This is a genomic window from Allokutzneria multivorans, from assembly GCF_039537405.1.
Lineage (GTDB): Bacteria > Actinomycetota > Actinomycetes > Mycobacteriales > Pseudonocardiaceae > Allokutzneria > Allokutzneria multivorans.
Map to the genome: position 1 here is coordinate 495886 of NZ_BAABAL010000018.1, position 20444 is coordinate 516329.

A 20444-nucleotide genomic window follows, 5' to 3' on the forward strand; every position below is an offset into this window, starting at 1 on the left:
ACGCCCATCATGAAGATCGCGCACTGCGGCGGCAACGCGGTTTCGCCCCCTGGGTGGAGTTCTTCTCACCACCCGCGTTGGGACGGGCGTCAGGTGGGGCGGTTGCCGGGGAGGAGCGCCAGCACCGCCGCCACGACGGCGAACGGGATTCCGGACAGGAAGATCCACAACGGCATGCCGGCGCCGGTGGTGAAGATCAGCGGTCGAAGGGCGAAGAGCGCGACGGCGCCGACACCCTCGACCAGAACCGCCCACCACACCCGACGATCAGGGTCGGCGGTCATGGCCGTCGCCGACGAGGTCATCGCGCCGACGCCGACCAGCAGGGCCATGCCACCCACGAGCACGACCACCGCCATCAGCACGAGTCCGGCCACGCCCCCGGCGAAGGCGGCCCACACGATTCCGGGCAGGCCGACCGACGCGCCTGCCGACGCGACGAGCCACACGGCGCCCACTTGAGCGGCGATCCTCGTGCTTGACCTCATGTCCGCACACGCTACGAGCGGTCACCGTTGGAGCTGTCGCCGGGGGCGAGGGACTCCTCCAAGATCGCGTTGAGCTTGCGCGCGGCTTCGATGGCGCCGACGAGGTCCTCCTGGCTGACGGGGCGGCCATGCGCGACGCTGTTGCGGACCGCCCGAACGGTCTGGATCTCGTCGTCGAACACCCGCGCGAAGTGCCGCACCACCTCCGGCCTGACGAGCCCGGGGTCGAGCCCGTCCCGCAGCCGCTCCCATTCGAAGATCAGCGTGGTCACGTTCGCGGCGTAGTCCTGAGGCGGCGTCGAAAGCAGCTGCCGGACAGGTTCCTGCGTGACGAAGCCGCGCTTGCCCTCGATCTGGTCGGGCAGCCGCGATGCGGGCACGGCCGCGTAGAAGTTCGTCGTGTGCGTGATGCTCTGCGCGTTCTGCACAGCCACCGCGGCCTCAAGGGCCTCCTGCTTGGCGTTGGTCGCCCGCAACTCGGCCTTCTGGGCCTTCAGCTCGCGCTTGAGGGTCACCAGGTTCGCGACGCTCAGCTCACTCACGTCGGGCAGCAACAGCATCAGCGCGAGCAGCACCGGGGGCAGCAGATCCGTTGCGCCCCAAGGGTTGCACGTGGCCAGGCCGATGAACGGGGTGCCGCCGGCGCTGACGCGGCAGATCTGCGTCGTGTCCCACCAGTAGCTGCTGACGGCCGCCGCGACGGCGACGAGCACGATGAGACCGGCAAGTGTTCGGCGGAGTACGACCACGCGCGCCACGTCCTCGGGTCGGATCGGGTGATACCCGGGGTATCGCCGGTCCAGGACCTCGGTGTGACGGGGGTGATCCTTCCGCTACCGAAACGCGCTCAGCCCGGCACGTGCGCGTCGCGCCAGGCCCGCACGACGTCCCCGTTGTCGGTGAGGTCGTAGGGCGCGGAGGCGTCCAGCTCGGCGAAGACGATCACCTTGCCGGTCGTCGGGTCCACGCTGAACTCGAACCACTCCGGCGCCGGGCAGAACTCGTCGGGCGCGTCGGGGTTGTGCGCGAGGGGGAAACCGGCGAACACCAGCTCCTCGAACAGACTGCCCGCCGGCCACTGCCGCACGGTCTGCCCGTCCCAGGTCTGCTGCGTCACGTCGCCGACAGTCACCAGGAAGTGCTCCCACACCAGATGGTCCACCCCCGCATTATCCCCACGGCACCGACGCCAACGCGAAAGGCGCTCGGGAGAGACGTCCTGTGACCGAACCGTGGCCGGGGCACGACCCCGGGCCAGCATGCTGGTGCCCGCGGGAAGGGGTGGGGATGGCGATCGGGCTGAACGCCGTGCGGCAGCGGGTGGGGGCGAGCGTCTTCGAGCGCGTCGCCGGTCCCGACGGCCCGGCGAACCGCGACCTCATCGACGCGACGCCGGGTCCCAGGTGGTTCGCCGAGGACAGCGCGATCCGGCGGGTGCACTCCGACGCGTCGATGTTCGTCGGCGGACTGCGCGCGCTGCTGTTGCAGTCCTTGCACCCGTTGGCGATGGCGGCGGTCGCGGGGCACTCCGGCTATCGCTCGGACCCGTGGGGCCGCTTGCAGCGCACGAGCACCTTCTTGGCCATGACGACCTTCGGCACCGTCCAGCACGCCGAAGAGGCGATCACCCACGTGCGCGCGGTGCACGAGCGCATCCGAGGCACCGCGCCGGACGGCCGCGAGTACCGGGCCAGCGACCCGCACCTGCTCGGCTGGGTGCACGCGGCGGAGGTCGACAGCTTCCTCCGCTGCTACCAGCGCTACGGCCGGGAACCGCTCAGCCCGGCGGATGCCGACTCCTACGTCGCTGACACCTCGCGGATCGCCGAGGGGCTCGGCGTCCTGGACCCGCCGCGCTCCGTCGCGCAGCTGGCGACCGTGCTCGACGAGTACCGCCCCGAGCTGCGCGGCACGACGCAGGCCCGAGACACCGCGCGCTTCCTCCTCTTCAAGCCTCCCCTGCCGTTGCTGGCACGAGCCCCTTACGCCGCTTTGGCTTCAGCCGCCGTGGCCGCGCTACCGTCGTGGACGCGGTGGCCGCTGCGCCTGCCGTACTTCCCGCCCGTGGAGCGCACCGCCGTCCACCTCGCAGGCCACGGCATCGTCAGCCTCCTCCGCTGGGCGATGACCTAGCCCCACGCCCCGTTGACGTACCCAATGTGGCATTTGTTGCGTCAGACGTAACCAATGCCACATTGGGTCGTTCAGTCCGCGCTGAGGAGGTGGAGAAGGTTGAGGAGTGGTGTTCGCGGGGGCCATGCGGACGGTCAGCGGCAGTCGTAGAGGGTGCTGGTGGTGCCGCCGTACTCCGCGTGCGGCACGACCGTGCAGTTGGCGCGCACCCATGCCATGCGCGAAGCGGCCTCGCCTCCGCGCCCCGGCATCGGGCTGCCGAGGACGAAGCGCAGTTCGCCGCGCCGCACCCATCCGGCCAGCTCCGACGTGGTCGGCGCGGGGTCGGCGCCCATGAAGCCGCCGAAGCCGACGACCACTCGTGAGCTGTTGAGCACGAAGTTCGACGCCATGATCGCCCCGCCGTCCACCGCGAGGCTGATCCGCGCGCCGCCGGAGCGCGCGCTCGCGTGGTCGAGGACTTTGCGCTGCTCCTCGGTGAGATCGCCCTTGTTGGTCCAGTTGCCGCCACCCACCTCCGGCCGCATCAGCTCGTGGAGGTCCACAGTGGACTGCGGGCCGGCCGAAGGGAGGCTGGCGTTGGCCGGGGGCGGCCCGAACGCGGCGGAGGCCGACCACACCGCGGGCGCGAGCAGCAACGCCGTGACGCCGACGAGCGCGGTGGCGCGCTTGCCGACGAAGAACGTCGCGACCGCGAGCACAGCCACCACCGGGCCGACCCACGCGTTCCACTCAGGAGTGCGGTAGACGACCACGAGCGCCCACGCCGCGGTGATCACCGCAAGAACGGGAATGCCGAAGCGAACGCGTTGCGCCGCAACGACTCCAGCGCCGATCAGGGCAGCGATCGGCGGGGCGAGCGCGGTCGTGTAGTAGGAGTGGAAGATCCCTCCGGCGAAGCTGAACACCAAGCCGTTGACCAACAGCCAACCACCCCAGAGCACCCAGCCCGCCCGCTGGTGGGCCGGAAGCCGCAGGCGCGCAGCAGCAACGCCGACGAGGATGACCAGAGCCGCCGGGAGCAGCCAGCTGATCTGGCCGCCCATGGACTCGTTGAACATGCGGCCGAGCCCGGGATCGCCGCCCATCATCATGTTGCGCAAGGCCTTGGGCATCTCCTGGCCACCGGGAAAGCCCTCAGGACCGCCGCCGCCCATGCCGAGGATGCGCGCCAAGCCGTTGTAGCCGATCACCAGGTCCAACGCGGTGCCGTTGGTGCTGCCGCCGATGTAGGGCTTCTCCCCCGGCCACAGATCGACCAGCGCCACCCACCACAACGAGCTGGCCAGCAGCACACCGCCCGCCGCCAGCGTGTCGGTGATCCGCCTGCGCCACGGCGCCGTCGACCCGGCGAGGTAGGCCGCGACCAGCGCGGGCACGACGATCCACGCCGCGAGCATCTTGGTGTTGAACCCGCAGCCCACGAAGAAAGCGGCCAGCAGCAACCACTTCGTCGCCGAGCCCGAGGTGATGTCCGGCTGGACCGCGCGGGTGATGGCGTAGGCGGCCCCGACGAGGAACAGCACGAGCAGCGTGTCCGGGTTGTTGTCGCGGTCGATCACCACCGTGATCGGCGTCAGCGCGAGCACGAGCGCGGCCAGCAGCGCGGCGTTCTCCCCCGCCCAGATCCGCACGGTGCGGTGCAGCAGGAACACCGCCGCCACACCGAAGATCGCCTGCGGCAGCAACACCGACCACCCGTGCAGCCCGAAGATCCACGTCGAGATCACCTGCGGCCACAACGAGAACGGGGGCTTGTCGACGGTGACGACACCAGCCTGGTCGAAGGCGCCGAAGAGGAAGTTGACGAAGCCACTGGACATCGACCTCACGGCGGCCGTGTAGTAGCTGTTGCCCCATCCCCACGCCCACAGCCCCCATGCGTGCAGCACGGCGGCGAGCGCCAGGATCGCGGGAAGCCTGAACCTCATCGAGCGGAGTCCTTTCCACGGCCGGGACGGAAGACCCAGTTCCGGTAGAGCACGAACCGCAGCAGGGTGGCCGCGGCGTTGGCGAGGCAGAGCACGAGCAGTTCGACCGCCGTACCGCCGCCGAGCGCGAGCTTTTCCAGCAGCCACAACGATCCTGACGTCAGCCCGAGCCCGAGCGCGAAGACCACCAGGCCCTCGAACTGCGCGCGCATCCGTCCTTCCTGACCGCGCACACCGAAGGTGAAGAAGCGGTTCGCGGCGGTGTTGCCGACCGCGCACAGCAGCAACGACACCGCGTTCGCGGAGAACGCGCCCATCATGGGCCGCAGCAACGCGTAGAGCGCCAGGTAGACCACTGTGGACACGACGCCGATGGCCGCGAAGCGCACCAGCTGCGCGCTCATCCCCTTCGGCACTCCGGGATGCTCATCGGCGAGCGCGGAGCGCAGTGTGGTCGGCAGCTGAGCCCGCATCGTCGCGGAGGCCAGCGTCCTGGTCAGCCTGGCGACTCCGCGCAGGTCCGCGACGGCCGTCGCGAGCACGTCGACCCGGCTGTCGGGGTCGTCCACCCAGTCCACCGGAACCTCGTGGATGCGCAGCCCGGAGCGCTCGGCGAGCACGAGCAGCTCGGTGTCGAAGAACCAGCCGGTGTCCTCCACCAACGGCAGCAGGCGCTCGGCCACATCCTTGCGCACGGCCTTGAAACCGCACTGCGCATCGGAAAAGCGCGCACGCAACGTGCCGCGCAGGATCAGGTTGTAGCAGCGGGAGATGAACTCGCGCTTCGGTCCGCGCACCACACGCGCGCCGCGCGCCAGGCGGGAGCCGATCGCCACGTCGGAGTGTCCCGACACCAACGGCGCGATCAGCGGGAGCAGCGCGGCGAGGTCGGTGGAGAGGTCGACGTCCATGTACGCCAACACTTCCGCGTCACTGCTCGTCCACACCGCGTTCAGCGCGCGCCCGCGCCCCTTGGCCTCAAGGCGCACCGCGCTGACCCCGGGCAGTTCCTCGACCAACTGCGCGGCGAGCGCCCAGGTGCCGTCCGTGCTGGCGTTGTCGGCGATGGTGATCCGCCAGCCGAACGGGAACGCCTCGCCCAGGAACGCGTGCAGCCTGCGCACGCTCGGGCCGAGGTCCTGTTCCTCGTTGTGGACGGGCACGACGACGTCGACGGTGGGCGGTGGCAGCGTGGGCGGCGGGCCGAGCCGCTCGGCGATCTCCCCGGCCGGGGCCTGCGTGGAAGTCATGATCGTTACGGTCGCGGTGGATCATCAACCGTTCCTGGGCCGAGTCTGGGAGCGGCCTGGGAATCAGGGTTCACCGGAAAGGACCAGCCGGAAGGTCGCTCCCCCGCCCGGGGTGTCCAGCACGCCGATCCGCCCGCCGTGCGCGCGCACCACGGCCGCGACGATCGACAGCCCGAGCCCCGCGCCGCCGCTGTCGCGCTCCCGCCCCGCCGCGACCCGGAAGAACCGGTCGAACACCTGCTCGTGGTGCTCAGCGGGAATACCGGGCCCGTGGTCCACGACGTCGATCGTGACCTCCTCGCCCGAGCGCGTCAGCACCACCTCGACGGGCGTGCCGGGCGGTGTGTGCGTGAGGGCGTTGCGCAGCAGGTTGGCCAGCACCTGGCGCAGCTGGTCGGCGTCCGCGTCGACCAGCACGGGAGCCTCCCCCGGCCCGGTGATCACCCGCCCCGGCTCGTGCGCGCTCGCGTCGAGCACCGCGTCCCGGCACAGCGCGGCCACGTCGATCTCCGCGCGCCTCGGCGGCCGTCCCTCGTCGAGCCGGGCCAGCACCAGCAGGTCCTCCACCAGGCGCGTCATCCGCGAGGACTCGCCCTCGATCCGCCGCATCACCGTGCGCAGGTCCTCCGGGTCGGCGGCGGCTCCGCGGTGGAACATCTGCGCGTAACCCAGGATCGAGGTCAGCGGGGTGCGCAGTTCGTGGCTGGCGTCGGCGACGAAGGTGCGTAGCCGCTGCTCGGAGCGCGACCGCTGCGCGAAGGCGTCCTCGATGCGGCCGAGCATCGTGTTCAGCGCGAGGCCGAGTCTGCCGACCTCGGTGGTCTTGTCGACGTAGGCGATGCGCCGGTGGTACTCGCCGGAGGCGATGGCGGTCGCGGTCGCCTCCATCTCGTCCAACGGCCGCAAACCGATGCGCACCAAGGACAACGCGAAGACCAGCAGCGCCAGCAGCACGGCCGCGGTGATCACCACGACGAGCACGAACAGCCGGTCCAGCGTCGCGTCGACCTCGGTCAGCGGCATCGCGACGTAGAGCGTGCCTTCGAGCCCCTGCAACGCCTCGTAGGCGGCGATCCGGTACCGCACGCCCGCGTAGCCCTCGACGGACTTGGCCTGGCCGATCGCCGGGAGGTCGGCGAGCACCGGCTTGTCCACTGTGGACACTCCGGTGCCGAACCGCGTTTCCGGCCCGAACCGGCCGTCCGGACCGCGCAGCACGCCGTACACGTTGACCAGCGTGTGCTGGACCCCGCGCGGCGGCTCCTTGATCGGCTCGCCCGCGAGCTTCGCGCCGATCGGCAGACGCACGAGGTTCAGCTGCTCGTCGGTGCGCTGCAACAGGAACGACCGCATCGAGGTGAAGGTCAGCGCGGCGACGGCGGTCAGGGCGACGGCCGAGAGCAACACCGTCAGCAGCACCATCCTGCGGCGCAGCCCTGTCACCTGAACAGCCCTGTCACCTGGGCAGCCGCATCACGTACCCGACGCCGCGCACGGTGTGGATCAGCCGGGGCCCGTCGTCGAGCTTGCGCCGCAGGTAGGACACGTAGGTCTCCAGGTTTCCGGCTTCCCCGGCGAAGTCCTGGCCCCACACGTGGTCCAGGAGCTGCTGCCGGGTCAGCACGACGCGCGCGTTCACCACGAAGTAGTGCAGCAGCCGGTACTCCGTGTCCGTCAGCTCGACGAACCGCCCAGCGCGGTGCACCTCGCGGGTGCGCGGATCGATCTCCACGTCCGCGAAGACCAGCCGCTCAGCCGCTGCGGCAGCTCCCGTGCGCCGCAGAACGGCCCGCACCCGCGCGACCAGCTCCCCCACCGAGAACGGCTTGGTGAGGTAGTCGTCCCCGCCGAGGGTGAGGCCCCGGATCTTGTCCTCGTCGGAGTCGCGCGCCGTCAGGAACAGCACAGGGACCCCGCCCTGCCGCGCGTGCAGTTTCGGCGCGAGCGAGAACCCGTCGCCGTCCGGCAGCATCACGTCGAGGACCACCACGTGCGGGGTGAACCGGTCGGCCACGGTCAGCGCCTCGGCGACGCTGGCCGCGCAGACGACGTCGAAGCCCTCGTAGCGCAGCGCCATCGACACGAGCTCGGTGATCGCCTGTTCGTCGTCAACGACGAGGACCCTGGTCGCCGGTCGAGCTGTTCCGATCATGCTCACGCATCCTTCCCGGCATTGCTGGGAGAACGCTGGGAACCCGCTGAGCAGCCCGAAGGGTCCACGCGACCGGTCTAGCCCGCGGTGGAGCCCTCCTCGGCGAGGCGCTGGGCGGCGCTCTGCGTCTTGAGCGGGATCTGCTTGATGAACAGCGTGGTCACCAGCGCGAGCACGGCCAGCGGCACGCCGATCAGGAACAGCTCGCTGGTGGCGATCCCGTAGGCGTCACGCACCACGGCCACGACCGGCTCGGGCAGCAGCGCCAGGTTCGGCACCGCACCGTGCGACTCGCCGACCGGGACCACCACGCCCGCGGCGGCGAGGCCCTCGGCGGTGAGGGTGCCGACGCGGCTGGCCAGCACCGCGCCGAGCACGCTGACGCCGATCGAGCCGCCGAGGCTGCGGAAGAAGGAGATCGACGAGGTCGCCGCGCCGAGGTCCTTGGGCGGGACGTCGTTCTGCGCCACCAGGACCAGGTTCTGCATGAGCAGGCCGACGCCGAGGCCCAGCACCGCCATGTAGCAGCCCAGGAGCACCACGGAGGTGGTGGCGCTGATCGTGCCGAGCAGGGCGAGCCCGGCGCTGAGCAGCACGCCGCCGATCAGCAGGTGCGACTTCCACTTGCCGGTGCGGCTGATCAGCTGCCCGGACACGGTGGAGGAGATCAGCATCGCGAAGATCATCGGCAGGCTCAGCAGCCCGGCCTGCGTCGGCGACTTGCCCAGCGAGAGCTGGAAGTACTGGGACAGGAACACCGTTCCACCGAACATCGCGACACCGACGAGGAAGCTGGCGATGATCGACAGCGTCACCGTGCGGTTGCGGAACAGGCTCAGCGGCAGCACCGGCTCGGACACGCGGGACTCCACGACCAGCGCCGCGACGAGGATCAGCACACCGCCGCCGACGAGCAGCGCGGTCCACCCCGAGCCCCACGGGAACTGGTTGCCCGCCAACGAGGACCACACCAGCAGCGTGGAGACGCCGGTCATCAGCAGCGCGGCGCCGAGGTAGTCGACCTTCACGTCCTTGCGCGTCGTCGGCAGGGTCAGCGTGCGCTGGAGCAGCACGATCGCGGCGGCGGTCAGCGGGACGCCGATGAAGAAGCACCAGCGCCAGCCCAGCCACGGGGTGTCCACGAGCACGCCGCCGATCAGCGGACCGGCGACGGTGCCGACCGCGAAGACCGCGCCGAGGACGCCGGAGTAGCGGCCCAGCTCCCTCGGGGACACGATCGTGGCCAGGATGACCGGGGCCAGCGCGGTGAGCCCGCCCGCTCCGATGCCCTGCACCACACGGCTGACCAGCAGCACGTCGATGCCCTGGGACAGGCCCGCGACCACCGAGCCGATGAGGAACGACCCGAGCGAGAGCTGGACCAGCAGTTTCTTGCTGTAGAGGTCGGAGAGCTTGCCCCACAGCGGGACCGTCGCGGTCATCGCCAGCAGCTCGGTGGTGACCACCCAGGTGTAGGCCGACTGCGAGCCGCCGAGGTCGGAGATGATCCTCGGCAGCGCGTTGGCCACCACCGTGGAGGCCAGGATGGACACGAACATGCCCATCATCAGCCCGGACAGTGCTTGCAGGACCACGCGTCTGCTCGGGTCCTGGTGCTGCCGCGCCTCCGTGGGAGCGGCGGTCGTGCTCGTCATGAGTTTCCCCTCGTGGTGGTGGCGGCAGGGACGGGCAGCCCGGCGGCGAGCGCGTCGAAGGAGGCGCGGATCAGCTCGGCGACCGGCCGTCGTCCGCCCTCGTGGGCCCAGAGCTTGATCGCGGCCTTCATCGCGGCACCGATCACGCCGTGCAGCAGCGCGGGGTACAGGTCGGCGTCGGCGTCCATGCCGACCCGCCGCGCGATCGTCTCGATCATCAGCCGCTCCCCGCTGAGCTGGCCGGTGACGATGCGCGCGGCCAGCGCCGGGTGCTCGTCGACGATGGCGAAGCGGGCCAGCCACTCCTCGCGGTTCTCGTCGATCAGCGCCACGTCCTCGGTGATCATCACCAGGACGGCCTCCATCGGCCCCAGCTCCGGCGGTGCCTCCAGCAGCCGCCGCGCGGACTGCTCGGCGCGCTGCTCGGACTCCGGGTAGGCGATGAGGACCGCGTCCTCCTTGGTGGCGAAGTAGTTGAAGAACGTCCTGGGCGAGACCCCGGCCTCGGCGCTGATGTCCTCGGCGGTGACGTTCTCCAGCCCGCGCTCGCCGACCAGCCGCAGCGCGGCCATGGTCAGCGCGCGGTGCGTCTCCAGCTTCTTGCGGGCGCGCAGACCCAGGGCCTGCGCGGGGACGTGGTCGGTCGACGGCATGCGCCCACGCTAGCAAAAATCTTGCAGTCTCTGCACAGTTGCAGTCTCTGCACGTTCTGTGAGGCCGCGCACAGGGCCCAGACATGACGAAAGGGCACCACCGCGCGGCCCGCGGTGGTGCCCTTCGTGAGGGAACTCTGGTCGTTCCCCTAGTTCTGGGAGGCCCAGTTCTGGGAGGCCCTAGTTCTTGGAGGCCTCGTAGGCCTGGATGACGTTGCTCGGAATGCGACCCCGGTCGGAGACCTCGTGCCCGTTCGCCTTGGCCCAGTCGCGGATCGCGCGGGTCTCGTCCTTGCTGCGGGTGGAACCGACCTTGCCGGGGGCGGTGCCCCGCTTCGCCCGGCCGCCGACCCGGCGCGCGGCGTCGACGTACTGCGCGAAGGTGTCCCGCAGCTTCGCCGAGTTCTCGTCGTTGAGGTCGATCTCGTAAGCGACGCCGTCAATAGCGAACTCGACGCGCGAGATGTCCTCGCTACTGGTTCCGTCCAGGTCATCAATGAGCTGGACGATGGTCAGCTGAGCCATGTTGTACCCCCATGAAGGTGTGGTCAGGTCGGGTTTGGCCGGTTTTGTCGCCCCGTTGGGCGCGACAGTAGCAAATAACCCGCAGGGGGTTCGACATAGCCCGTCCCACTTTTGCGTCGCGCGCAACGGTCACATTCACCGTTGACGAGCCCCCGGGCGGGCTCAACCCCGTGGTCACGACGCTGGCAAGCCCCCGTCGTCGGCTCTGGTCGAAATGTGGAGGAAATCCCTCAAACGATTAGTCCGGCGGGCGTGGCGCGGGGCGACCAGGGCTCACGTTATGGCACCTTGTCGCGATTGCGGACCGGGTCCGCAATCGCAACAGCGCGGCATAACGGCTCAGCCGAAGAACCTGCGCAGTTCGTCCACGACGGTGCGCGGCTGTTCCTCGGCGAGGTAGTGCCCGCTGCCCGCCACCGTGACCACCCGGAAGTTCGTCGCCTGTTTCGGCAGCACCGGGCTAAGGCCGTCGTACTCCAGGCTGTCATTGGTCAGCCCGAGCAGCGGGATCGTCACCCTCGCGTAGTTCTTCGCATCCGCGATGTCCTGGTTGAACGTCTGGTACCAGCCGTTTCCGCCGCGAATCGCATCCGCGGAGTCGTAGGCCCGCGCGAACACCCGACGAGCCTTCTCGTCCACGCTCGCCTGGTCCTTGAGCATTCTTCCGAGCATCCAGTCCAACATCACCCGTGAACGCCCGGCCACCAGTTGTTCCGGCAACCCCCGCACCTGGTTGAACGCGAACCACCACAGGTGCGGCGAGCCGCCCGGATCCGGCAGCAGGGTCAGGCGTTGCAGGCTCTCGTCCGGGTGCGGCACGTCCAGCAGCGCGAGCCTGCGCACGTCCGCCGGGTGGTTCGCGGCGACGCTGTGCGCCACCATCGCGCCGATGTCGTGGCCGGTGAGGTTGACCTGGCCGAGCCCGAGCTTCGCGATCAGCCCGTGGATGTCGGCGGCCATCGTCTTCTTGTCGTAGCCCGAGTCCGGCTTGGCCGAGCCACCCATCCCGCGCAGGTCGACCGCGATCACGCGGTAGTTCTTCGCGAGCTCGGGCATCACCTTGCGGTACTGCCACCACGTCTGCGGCCACCCGGGCAGCAGGACCAGCGGCTCGCCCCGGCCTCCGGCGACGTAGTGCAGCCGCGTGCCGTTGACCTCCGCGTGCGCGCTGCGGAAATCTCCCGGCAGCGAGCGCGCGAGCGCCGCGTCGGAGAGCCCGTCGACAGGTGCGGCCCCCGTGGCGGCCAGCAGCGCGAGCACGAGGACACCCGCCTTGAGCCGTAAGGACAAACGCATACCCGACTCCTTTTCTAGATCGATCGTTCCAATAAAAGGGCAGCACAACACCGCCCTGAGGCGGGGAGGTTCAGCCGAGCACCACGAACGCCTGCTCCAGCGCGTCGGTCAGCCGCCGGTCGTGGCCGGTCCTGGCGATCACCTGAAGGCCTTGCAGGAAGGTCACCAGGAACCGGGCGATCGCACGCGGATCGCGGTCCTCAGCCAGCTCGCCCTGGTTCTGCGCGCGGATCAGCGCGCCGGTCAGCGCCGTCTCCACCGCGTCGTGACTGGCGTCGACACGGCGCGCGGCCCGCTGGTCGTGGGGCAGGCACTCCACCGCGGTGTTGGTGACCATGCAGCCCTTGCGCTCCTCGTCGGCGAGCGCGGACTCCGCGAAGGAGCGCATCACCTCGCGGACCGCGGGCAGGGCGGGCCCCGGCTTGGACAACGCCGCGAGCGCGTTGCCGTCCATGCTCTCGCAGTAGCGGTCCAGCGCGCTCAGGTACAGCTCGTGCTTGCTGCCGAACGTGGCGTAGATGCTGGCCCTGCCGATGCCGAGGTGGTCGACCAGGTCCTGCATCGAGGTCGCCTCGTACCCGCGCCGCCAGAACAGCTCCATCGCCGCGCGCAGCGCCACGTCGGGGTCGAACTCCTTGGTCCTGCCCATGCCGCAGACCGTAGCAACTCTGGAACGATCGGTCCAGTAACCCCGATCTCGCCCCGCACCCGCCGCCCCCAACGCCCCGTTCAGTGCGCTCAACGCACCAAACGACCCGTTCAGTGCGTTGAGGGACCTGAACGACCCGTTCAGTGCGCTCAAGTACCTGAAAGGGCCGTTCGGGGAGTTCAAGTACCTCAACGGGTCATTCAGGGAGTTGAGGTACCCGAAGGGGTCGTTCGGGGCACGCGGACGGAGCAGGCGCAGGGGACGGGGAGGTTGCTGTCAGGAGCGGGGGGCAGGGGCGAGGTTGGGGCTGGGGGAAAGGGGAAGCGCTGGGCGCCGGGCATGGGTGGGCGAGGCGGCGGGTTTGTGGGTCTTCAAGACCACCCAACCCCCACCCCTGCCGTCTTCAACTACCGCAAACCCCGCAGGACCGAAGGGTTTGAGGCGATTAGCGATGATCAACAGCGGGGTTTGCCGGTCTTGAAGACATCCCAACCCTGGCGACACCGCGCCGGGGACGCAGAGCGCAACCGCTCTCAGGACAGGCCTCAGACGGCGTGGGGGTCGGGGGCGCGGTGGCGGGAGCGGCCGGAGGGGCGAGTGAACTGCTCGGGGATGGCGTCCTGCCACAGGGCGTTGAAGGCGTTGCGCGAGCGTTTGGCCTGGCGGTACTCGTGCACGCTGGCGAGCAGCTCGACGAAGCGGTCGTGGGCGACCTGCGGGTCGAAGCCGTCGGCGGCGAGTGCGACGCGGGCGGCGCGCAGGGCGGTGACCACGGGGGCGGAGCGCTCGTCGAGGGTGACGGAGAGTCGCGACTCGGTCTGGGTCGCGACCGCGCCGAACTCGACCGCGATCAGGGCGGCGGCCGCGAAGGGGAGGGGTTCGGACGGCAGGCGTTCCAGCCCGGTCAGCGCCCGTTCAACCGCCTCCATCAGAGCCTGAAGTGCGTCGTTCGTTACCACCCCGGGGACCCTAGATGGGTGGCGGCGCGCGACGCGCACCGCCGCGCGATCATCACCCTTCCCGGTGGAGCCGCCACCGGATCATGGGTACCGCCGCCCGAGTGATCACGGAAAGTCACGAAAGGCGGGCGATGGTGCCCTGGGCGACGGCGCAGAGCGTCTCGACGCCGTCGGAGTCCACAGTGGACAGATCGCAGCGGCAGGCCACGCGGGTGCGGCCGGCCCGGACCACGGTGGCGTGGGCTCGGAGCACCGCGCCGTCGGCGGGGCGGAGGTAGTCGATGGTGAACCCAGCGGTGATCAGCCCGGCCCCGGCGACGGTGCCCGCCGCGAAGGTCAGCGCGTTGTCGGCGGCGTAGCCGAGCACGCCGCCGTGCAGGACGCCGTACTGCTGGCGCAGCTCGTCGCGGACGTCGAGCTCCAGGGTCGCCGCGCCGCCGCCGAAGGCGGTGAGCCGGGCGCCGAGCAGCGCGCTGAACGGCTGGGCCGCCAGGACCTCGCGCGCGGTCTCCAGATCGGGGATGTCGGGCACCGCTCACCTCACTTCGCTAGTGAAGTGAGCATCGCCAGTGCCGCCCGGTCTGTCAAGATCGACGCATGTCCGAGCCCGATCAGCGCCTGTTCTTCCTGCTCCAGCGGGCGGCGCACCAGCTGCGCACGGTGGCCGACCGGCGGTGCGCCGCGGCGGCCGGGATCACCACGGCGCAGCTCGGCGCGCTGTTCGCGGTGCGCGAGCGGCCGGGGCTCACCCAGCGGGAGCTCGCGGCGACGCTCGGGCTGCGCGAGCCGGGAGTCACCGCGCTGGTCGGCAGGCTCGTCGCGGCCGGGCTCGTCAGCAAGGCGCCGCACCCGCGCGAGCACCGCGCCTTCGTGCTGGAGTTGACCGAGGACGGGGCCGCCGCGCTCGGTGCCGCGCGGCCGGAGATCGAGCGCTTCAACGCCGAGATGCGCGAGCTGCTCGGCGAGGACGGGTTCCTCCGCACGGCCGCCGCCCTTGATCGACTCGCCCGCTGGCAGCCCTGAGCGACCCGGCTACGGTGGGGTGCGTGGACGATGATCTCGCGGGCCTGCCGATCGAGCGGAAAGTCCGGCTGCTGACCGGAAAGACCATGTGGCGCACGAACGCCGACCCCGCGCTCGGGCTGCGCGAGCTGGTCATGTCCGACGGCCCGATCGGGGTGCGCGGCGAGCGTTGGGACGAGCGCGACCACTCGCTGGCGCTGCCCTCCCCCAGCGCGCTCGCGGCCACCTGGGACGAGGAACTCGTGCAGCGGCTCGGCGCGGTGCTGGCGGCCCAGGCGCGGCGCAAGGGCGTGGACGTCCTGCTCGCGCCCACGATCAACCTGCACCGCTCGCCGGTGACCGGACGGCACTTCGAGTGCTTCTCCGAGGACCCTGTGCTAACCGCGCGGATCGGCGTCGCCTTCATCAAGGGCGTGCAGTCCGGCGGAGTCGCGGCGACGGCGAAGCACTACGTGGCCAACGATTCCGAGACGGACCGGATGACGTTGGACGCCCGCGTGGACGAACGCGTGCTGCGCGAGCTGTACTTGGCGCCGTTCGAAGCGGCGGTGGAAGCGGGCGCATGGGTGGTCATGGCTGCCTACAACGCGGTCAACGGCACGACGATGACAGAGAACCCGTTGCTCGCGGAGCCGTTGAAGGGCGAGTGGGGCTTCGACGGCGTCGTGGTCTCCGACTGGGGCGCGGTGCGCTCGGTCGCCGCGTCCGCGAACGCGCCGCAGGACCTGGTGATGCCCGGCCCGCGCAGCCATTGGAACCTCGGGCTCGCCGAGGCGGTGCGCGGCGGAGCAGTGCCGGAGTCCGCGCTGGACGAGAAGATCCGCCGCCTGGTGCGCCTAGCCGCACGCGTGAGCGGACCTTCGAGCAGTGAGCCCCATGGTGATGACCGCGCGCTGCTCCGCGAGGCGGTCACGGCGAGCACGGTGTTGCTGCGCAACGAAGGCGGCCTCCTTCCACTGTCCACTGTGGAGCGTGTCGCGGTGGTCGGTCCCAACGCGGCGTCGGTGCGCTTCCAGGGCGGCGGCAGCGCGGAGGTCTACCCGGCGGCCGTGGTGTCCCCTGTGGACGGTCTGCGCGCGGCGCTCGAAGGCGTCGCCGACGTCGTGCACTCCCCCGGCGTCCGCACGACCACCAAGCCGACGCCGCTGCACCGGGACAACGCCACGCACCCCGTCACGGGCGAGCCCGGCGTGCTCGTGCGCATCCTGGACGCCGACGGCGCGGAGCTGCTCAGCGAGCACCGGTTCACGGGCAGGCTGCCGGAGCCGGGTCGCGCCGAGGGCGAGCGGATCGTCGAACTCCAAGCCGTCCTGCACCCCGAGGTCTCCGGCGACTGGAAGCTGTCCTTCGGCGCATGGGGCCCGGTTTCCCTTGTGGTGGACGGGAAGACCGTCATCGACGAGGTGATCGAGGTCGACACCGACGACCCCGCGACGCTCTACCTGGACCCGAGGTGGCGCACGGTCACGGTCGCACTGGAGGCGGACAGGCCGGTGCTCCTCGTGGCCCGCCGCCAGCTCGCCCCGGACTCGCCCCGAGCCTCTGTGCTCTCGGCCGACGCGCCGCGCGACGACGACGCGTTCGCCAAGGCCGTGGAGCTGGCTCGCACCAGCGATGTCGCGGTGGTCGTGGTCGGCACGACAGACGAGTCGGAGAGCGAGGGATCGGACCGAGCCACGCTCGCGTTGCCCGGCAGGCAGGACGAGCTGGTGCGCGCGGTCAGCGCGGTGAACCCGAGGACCGTCGTCGTGGTGAACTCCGGAGCGCCGGTGCTGATGCCGTGGCGCGATGAGGTGCCCGCCGTCCTGCTGAGCTGGCTGCCCGGCCAGGAAGGCGGCGCCGGGCTGGCAGATGTGCTGCTGGGCGCGGCGGAGCCGGGCGGGCGCTTGCCGACGACGTGGCCCGCCGAGGACGTTTCGGCGGCCTCGGTGACGCCGGTGGACGGCAGGCTGGAGTACTCCGAGGGCCTGGACATCGGGCACCGGGGATGGCTGCGCAGCGGCGAGCAGCCCGCGTACTGGTTCGGCCACGGCCTCGGGTACACGACGTGGGAGTACTCGGAAGTCCTTGTGGAGCACGGAAATCGCGTGCGCGTGCGCCTGTCCAACAGTGGCTTGCGGGCCGGGCGCGAGGTCGTGCAGGTCTACCTCTCGCGGCCGACGTCGGAGATCGAGCGCCCGGTGCTGTGGTTGGCGGGCTTCGCCGCCGTGACCGCCGCGCCGGGCGAGACCGTGGAGGCCGTGGTGGACCTCCCCGAGCGTGCGTTCGAGCACTGGGCGGAGGGCGGGTGGCGGCGCGAAGCGGGCCCGTTCGACATCCTCGTGGGACGTTGCGCGGGCGATATCAGGGTGCGGTCGCAGTCCTGGTAGGACGGTCCGGTAGGCATGCACCATGAGAACGATCCGAATGGTCGCGCTCGCGGCCGTGCTGGCGTTGTCAGGTTCCGCGTGCGGTGGGGGCGGCACGAGCACGAACACCTCCCCCACCACGCCGGGCGGCGACACCAGCACCTCGAAGCAGAGCGATCCGGCGAAACCCCAGACCTTCGCCGACGTGCCGGGCGAGGCGATGGTCTTCCAGCCCAGCTCGCGCATCGGCGTGAACAAGGCCAAGGCCGCCGTCAAGGTCCTCAAGGTGGAGTGGTCCACCGAGCACTCCAGTCAGATGAAGCCCGCGCCCGCCGGGACGAAGTTCCTCCAGGTGTACTTCGCCGTCGCTTCCGCCGACCCCGCGATCGAGGTCGAGGACTTCGGTCCGCGCGACCTCAACGTGCGCTGGGCCCAGTCGCAGGCCCCGTCCGAGGGGTGCCCGACGGGCGCTTACAACCCGATCTTCGTCGCGGGCTACTGCCACGCCGGGACGGAGAACCCGCACACCGACATGGTCCTGCTCACCAAGAGCTGGGCCATGCACAGCTACGCGACCAACTACAGCCCCAACGCGAAGCTCGCCCCCGGCACCGGGTACGTCACGATGGGGCTGTACAAGATCCCGGACGTGGTCAAGGGCGAGCTGGACGTCTGCGCCTCCGGCATGCACAAGACCGGCTCGGAGCAGGGGACCGGCTGGCCCTGCCGGAAGCTCGACCTGCCGCCGAGGCCCTGAGCACCGGCAGCGCGGTGCTCACCGCGGCAGCGGTTCCCCGGTCTCCAGCAGCGTCTTGAGGCTGGACAGCAACGAGGGCCAGCCGCCGCTGATCATGCCGAGCACCGCGCTGCCCGGCTCGAACCCGTCGTGCACGACGGTGAGCTTGACCAGCTCGCCCTCCTGCTCCAGGTCGAAGGTGACCTGGGAACGCGGCTCCGCGGTGATCTTCGCGGCCGTCTCGGCGTCGATGTCGTAGGCGTCGACGAACTGCTGCGTGAAGGTGTGCCAGGTGTAGGACAGCCTGCGGTGCGGGTCGGCCTCCAGCACGACCTGCTCGGGGTCGGCGATCCGCTTCTCGTCGGAGACCCAGGTCATCACCGAGCCCTTCTTCCAGTCGGTCTCGAAGCGCTCGCCCCAGTAGCGGTCGGTGAAGGCCGGGTCGGTGAGCGCCTGCCAGAGCCGCTCGGGCGTGGTCCTGATGTAGGTGGTGTAGCTGAACTCGGTCCGGCTCACGGTTTCCTGCTCCAATGCGGTCTTGAGGTCGGCCAGCGCTCGCACGCGCTGCCGGGCGTACTGCCCGATCCAGCGGTCGGCGATGGCGTTGATGGGCTCTGCGTTGAGGTAGTGCAACTTCTCCCGCCCCCGGCGCGCGGTGGTCACCAGGCCCGCGTCCTCCAGCAGCGCCAGGTGCTTGCTCACCGACTGCCGGGCCATGTCCAGCCCGGAGCACAGCTCGCGCAGCGTCTGCCCGTTGCGCGCGTTCAGGCTGTCCAGCAGGCGCCGCCTGCTGGCGTCGCCGAGCGCCTTGAACACCTCGTCCATCGCTCCCCCTCGATAGGCAGGCGGTTGGCTGCCTGAAATATAGGCAGCCTTCTGGCTGCATGTCAACCGCGCCGTTCCCGCACCGCCAGGACCAGCGCCAGCAGCACCAGCGCCACCGCGCAGGCCAGGGCCACCGCCAGCCCGGCTCGCCCGCCCGCGTGCGCCGCGACCACGTGGAAGGCGGCGACGAGCAGCGCCGCGCCGATCGCGGTGCCGACGCGCTGACCGGTCTGCAACACCGCGCCCGCCACCCCGGCCATCTCGCCGCGCACGTGCTCCAGCGTCATCGTGGTGTTCGGGGAGATCACCATCCCGCCGCCGAGCCCGGCCACCGCCAGCGGCAGCGCCACCCACACGCCGAGCCCGCTCTCCGGAGCGGTCAGCGCGAGCACTCCGGCGACGGTGAACCCGGCCGCCACCAGGCACAGCCCGAGGATCGTCATGCGGCGGCCGAAGCGGGCGACCGCACGACCCGCGAGCCCGGCGGCCAGCGCCGAGGCGAGGGCGAACGGGGTGACCACGAGACCCGACTCCAGCGCCGTGTAGCCCTGCCCGGTCTGGAAGAACATCGACAGGACAACGAAAACCCCGGTGAAGCCGCAGAAGTACGCGGCGCCGATCGCGGCTCCCGAGGAGTACCCGGGGGTGTCGGTGAACAGTCGCGTGTCCAGCAGGGGTGATCGTCCACTGTGGACGGTGTGGCGCTCCCACCTGACGAACACCCAGCCCAGCACGACCGCGAGCGGGAACAGCCACCAGAACCGCGCGAGGCCGTCGTTCTCGAACTGCACCAGGGGCAGCAGCACGCACAGCACCGCCAGGCCCAGCAGCAGCGCCCCGACGACGTCGATCTCCTCGCGCAGGCGCGCGGGACGACGGCGGTCGGCGGGCAGCAGCCGCAGCGCGAAGGCCAGCGCGACCAGGCCGATCGGCAGGTTCACGAAGAAGACCCACCGCCACCCCTGCTCCGCGCCGAAGATCGCGATGATCACCCCGCCCAGCACCGGCCCGACCGCCGTGGAGACGCCGATGCAGGCGCCGAGCAAGCCGAAGGCGCGCCCGCGCTCCGGGCCCCGGAAGAGGTCCTGGATCAGGCCGGAGTTCTGCGGGTTCAGCAGTCCCGCGCAGGCGCCTTGGAGCAGCCGCGCCACGATCAGCGTGGTGGTGTCGGCCGCCATCCCGGCCAGGGCGCTGGTCAGCACGAACCCGCCCAGGGACAGCAGGAACATCGTGCGGCGGCCGAGCGCGTCGCCGAGCCGTCCGCCTGCGACCAGGGTCAGGCCGAAGGCCAGCGCGTAGCCGGAGACGACCCACTGCACGGCTCCGGCGGAGGCGCCGAGACCGGACTGCATCGAGGGCAGGGCGACGTTGACGATGCTGACGTCGAGCAGGCCCATGAACCCGGCGCTCAGGCTGACGGCGAGCGCCTTCCAGCGGCGGGGGTCGGGCTGGTCGTGAGTCATGATCACATCCTGGCCGCCGACCGGGTCCCCCGCAGCTCCCGGGATGCGGGGCCCTGCGCGCTGACCGACGATCGAGGGGAAGGTCCACGACGGAGGGAGAGTCCGATGGGAGCGGTGCTCGCCGAAGAAGCCGACCTCGGCGGCCAGATCGCGGGGTGGAGCGTGCTGAGCGTGCTCCTGGTGATCGGGCTCGCCGCGCTGATCATCTACATCGCGGCGCTGGTCGGCATCGTGCGCAGCGAGAACTACGCTCCGGGCGGCAAGGCGATCTGGGCGCTGGCCGTGTTCGCCTTCCCGTTCCTGGGGCCGCTGTTCTGGTTCCTGTGGGGAAGGTCCTCGCGCTTCACCACCTGACCGG

General features: G+C 70.7%; 21 protein-coding genes. 5 read left to right on the top strand and 16 right to left on the bottom strand.

Annotation, left to right across the window (positions count from 1 at the left end):
* Positions 1–89 precede the first annotated feature (89 nt).
* From ABD798_RS26425 to ABD798_RS26435, 3 genes are all read right to left on the bottom strand, one after another.
* Positions 90–488 (bottom strand): hypothetical protein, encoded by a 399-nt coding sequence (locus tag ABD798_RS26425; protein ID WP_344880116.1) that lies wholly within the window; start codon positions 486–488, stop codon positions 90–92.
* A gap of 11 nt (positions 489–499) precedes the next feature.
* On the bottom strand, positions 500–1237 hold the full coding sequence (locus tag ABD798_RS26430) for a hypothetical protein (protein WP_344880119.1): 738 nt from the start codon (positions 1235–1237) through the stop codon (positions 500–502).
* Positions 1238–1335: 98 nt separating this feature from the next.
* On the bottom strand, positions 1336–1650 hold the full coding sequence (locus tag ABD798_RS26435; RefSeq protein WP_344880122.1) for a hypothetical protein: 315 nt from the start codon (positions 1648–1650) through the stop codon (positions 1336–1338).
* Positions 1651–1775: 125 nt separating this feature from the next.
* Between ABD798_RS26435 and ABD798_RS26440 the strand changes: the two genes are divergently transcribed.
* On the top strand, positions 1776–2621 hold the full coding sequence (locus tag ABD798_RS26440) for an oxygenase MpaB family protein (protein WP_344880125.1): 846 nt from the start codon (positions 1776–1778) through the stop codon (positions 2619–2621).
* A 134-nt stretch (positions 2622–2755) separates the two neighbouring features.
* Here the strand turns inward: ABD798_RS26440 and ABD798_RS26445 are convergent, their stop codons facing one another.
* The 11 genes from ABD798_RS26445 to ABD798_RS26495 all read right to left on the bottom strand — a co-directional run bounded on the left by ABD798_RS26445 (position 2756) and on the right by ABD798_RS26495 (position 14223).
* Complete coding sequence (locus ABD798_RS26445; RefSeq protein ID WP_344880128.1) at positions 2756–4552, bottom strand: ArnT family glycosyltransferase; 1797 nt, start codon at positions 4550–4552, stop codon at positions 2756–2758.
* Positions 4549–5802, bottom strand: a complete 1254-nt coding sequence (locus tag ABD798_RS26450; RefSeq protein WP_344880131.1) for a bifunctional glycosyltransferase family 2/GtrA family protein — start codon at positions 5800–5802, stop codon at positions 4549–4551. Before ABD798_RS26450 ends, ABD798_RS26445 begins: the two co-directional genes overlap by 4 nt.
* 63 nt (positions 5803–5865) lie before the next feature.
* A complete protein-coding gene (locus ABD798_RS26455; protein WP_344880134.1) occupies positions 5866–7245 on the bottom strand; it encodes a sensor histidine kinase in 1380 nt (459 codons plus the stop codon).
* 13 nt (positions 7246–7258) lie between these two features.
* On the bottom strand, positions 7259–7954 hold the full coding sequence (locus ABD798_RS26460) for a response regulator transcription factor (protein WP_344880137.1): 696 nt from the start codon (positions 7952–7954) through the stop codon (positions 7259–7261).
* A 77-nt stretch (positions 7955–8031) separates the two neighbouring features.
* Entirely contained in the window at positions 8032–9609 is a 1578-nt protein-coding gene (locus ABD798_RS26465; protein WP_344880140.1) for an MDR family MFS transporter, read from the bottom strand.
* Positions 9606–10262, bottom strand: coding sequence for a TetR/AcrR family transcriptional regulator (locus ABD798_RS26470; protein ID WP_344880143.1), 657 nt, complete (start codon positions 10260–10262; stop codon positions 9606–9608). The genes ABD798_RS26465 and ABD798_RS26470 overlap by 4 nt, the downstream gene beginning before the upstream one ends.
* 180 nt (positions 10263–10442) lie before the next feature.
* Positions 10443–10787 (bottom strand): histone-like nucleoid-structuring protein Lsr2, encoded by a 345-nt coding sequence (locus ABD798_RS26475; RefSeq protein ID WP_344880146.1) that lies wholly within the window; start codon positions 10785–10787, stop codon positions 10443–10445.
* 339 nt (positions 10788–11126) lie between these two features.
* On the bottom strand, positions 11127–12083 hold the full coding sequence (locus ABD798_RS26480; RefSeq protein ID WP_344880149.1) for an alpha/beta fold hydrolase: 957 nt from the start codon (positions 12081–12083) through the stop codon (positions 11127–11129).
* Positions 12084–12153: 70 nt separating this feature from the next.
* Positions 12154–12732, bottom strand: a complete 579-nt coding sequence (locus tag ABD798_RS26485) for a TetR/AcrR family transcriptional regulator (protein WP_344880152.1) — start codon at positions 12730–12732, stop codon at positions 12154–12156.
* 545 nt (positions 12733–13277) lie between these two features.
* Entirely contained in the window at positions 13278–13691 is a 414-nt protein-coding gene (locus tag ABD798_RS26490; RefSeq protein ID WP_344880155.1) for a hypothetical protein, read from the bottom strand.
* A gap of 115 nt (positions 13692–13806) precedes the next feature.
* The gene (locus ABD798_RS26495; protein ID WP_344880158.1) at positions 13807–14223 is read right to left on the bottom strand and encodes a PaaI family thioesterase; all 417 of its coding nucleotides are present in this window, start codon (positions 14221–14223) and stop codon (positions 13807–13809) included.
* Positions 14224–14288: 65 nt separating this feature from the next.
* On the opposite strand from ABD798_RS26495, the gene ABD798_RS26500 reads away from it, so the two are divergent.
* Genes ABD798_RS26500 through ABD798_RS26510 form a run of 3 tightly spaced genes read left to right on the top strand, consistent with a single transcriptional unit; the run spans position 14289 to position 17819 of the window.
* Entirely contained in the window at positions 14289–14714 is a 426-nt protein-coding gene (locus ABD798_RS26500) for a MarR family winged helix-turn-helix transcriptional regulator (protein WP_344880161.1), read from the top strand.
* 23 nt (positions 14715–14737) lie between these two features.
* Positions 14738–17083, top strand: a complete 2346-nt coding sequence (locus tag ABD798_RS26505) for a glycoside hydrolase family 3 C-terminal domain-containing protein (RefSeq protein ID WP_344880164.1) — start codon at positions 14738–14740, stop codon at positions 17081–17083.
* Positions 17084–17105: 22 nt separating this feature from the next.
* Positions 17106–17819 (top strand): hypothetical protein, encoded by a 714-nt coding sequence (locus tag ABD798_RS26510; protein WP_344880167.1) that lies wholly within the window; start codon positions 17106–17108, stop codon positions 17817–17819.
* A gap of 18 nt (positions 17820–17837) precedes the next feature.
* On the opposite strand, the gene ABD798_RS26515 is transcribed toward ABD798_RS26510, so the two are convergent.
* Positions 17838–18623: an ArsR/SmtB family transcription factor gene (locus ABD798_RS26515; RefSeq protein WP_344880170.1), complete on the bottom strand. Its 786-nt coding sequence runs from the start codon at positions 18621–18623 to the stop codon at positions 17838–17840.
* A gap of 62 nt (positions 18624–18685) precedes the next feature.
* A complete protein-coding gene (locus ABD798_RS26520) occupies positions 18686–20086 on the bottom strand; it encodes an MFS transporter (protein WP_344880173.1) in 1401 nt (466 codons plus the stop codon).
* Positions 20087–20191: 105 nt separating this feature from the next.
* Here ABD798_RS26520 and ABD798_RS26525 point away from each other — a divergent pair, with 105 nt between their 5' ends.
* Positions 20192–20440: a PLDc N-terminal domain-containing protein gene (locus ABD798_RS26525; protein ID WP_344880176.1), complete on the top strand. Its 249-nt coding sequence runs from the start codon at positions 20192–20194 to the stop codon at positions 20438–20440.
* The last annotated feature ends 4 nt before the right edge of the window (positions 20441–20444 follow it).

Coding starts and splice junctions, on each gene's coding strand:
- ABD798_RS26425 (WP_344880116.1), bottom strand. CDS start 488: ATGAGGTCAAGCACGAGGATCGCCGCTCAAGTGGGCGCCGTGTGGCTC.
- ABD798_RS26440 (WP_344880125.1), top strand. CDS start 1,776: ATGGCGATCGGGCTGAACGCCGTGCGGCAGCGGGTGGGGGCGAGCGTC.
- ABD798_RS26445 (WP_344880128.1), bottom strand. CDS start 4,552: ATGAGGTTCAGGCTTCCCGCGATCCTGGCGCTCGCCGCCGTGCTGCAC.
- ABD798_RS26450 (WP_344880131.1), bottom strand. CDS start 5,802: ATGACTTCCACGCAGGCCCCGGCCGGGGAGATCGCCGAGCGGCTCGGC.
- ABD798_RS26460 (WP_344880137.1), bottom strand. CDS start 7,954: ATGATCGGAACAGCTCGACCGGCGACCAGGGTCCTCGTCGTTGACGAC.
- ABD798_RS26465 (WP_344880140.1), bottom strand. CDS start 9,609: ATGACGAGCACGACCGCCGCTCCCACGGAGGCGCGGCAGCACCAGGAC.
- ABD798_RS26470 (WP_344880143.1), bottom strand. CDS start 10,262: ATGCCGTCGACCGACCACGTCCCCGCGCAGGCCCTGGGTCTGCGCGCC.
- ABD798_RS26475 (WP_344880146.1), bottom strand. CDS start 10,787: ATGGCTCAGCTGACCATCGTCCAGCTCATTGATGACCTGGACGGAACC.
- ABD798_RS26480 (WP_344880149.1), bottom strand. CDS start 12,083: ATGCGTTTGTCCTTACGGCTCAAGGCGGGTGTCCTCGTGCTCGCGCTG.
- ABD798_RS26485 (WP_344880152.1), bottom strand. CDS start 12,732: ATGGGCAGGACCAAGGAGTTCGACCCCGACGTGGCGCTGCGCGCGGCG.
- ABD798_RS26500 (WP_344880161.1), top strand. CDS start 14,289: ATGTCCGAGCCCGATCAGCGCCTGTTCTTCCTGCTCCAGCGGGCGGCG.
- ABD798_RS26510 (WP_344880167.1), top strand. CDS start 17,106: ATGAGAACGATCCGAATGGTCGCGCTCGCGGCCGTGCTGGCGTTGTCA.
- ABD798_RS26515 (WP_344880170.1), bottom strand. CDS start 18,623: ATGGACGAGGTGTTCAAGGCGCTCGGCGACGCCAGCAGGCGGCGCCTG.
- ABD798_RS26520 (WP_344880173.1), bottom strand. CDS start 20,086: ATGACTCACGACCAGCCCGACCCCCGCCGCTGGAAGGCGCTCGCCGTC.
- ABD798_RS26525 (WP_344880176.1), top strand. CDS start 20,192: ATGGGAGCGGTGCTCGCCGAAGAAGCCGACCTCGGCGGCCAGATCGCG.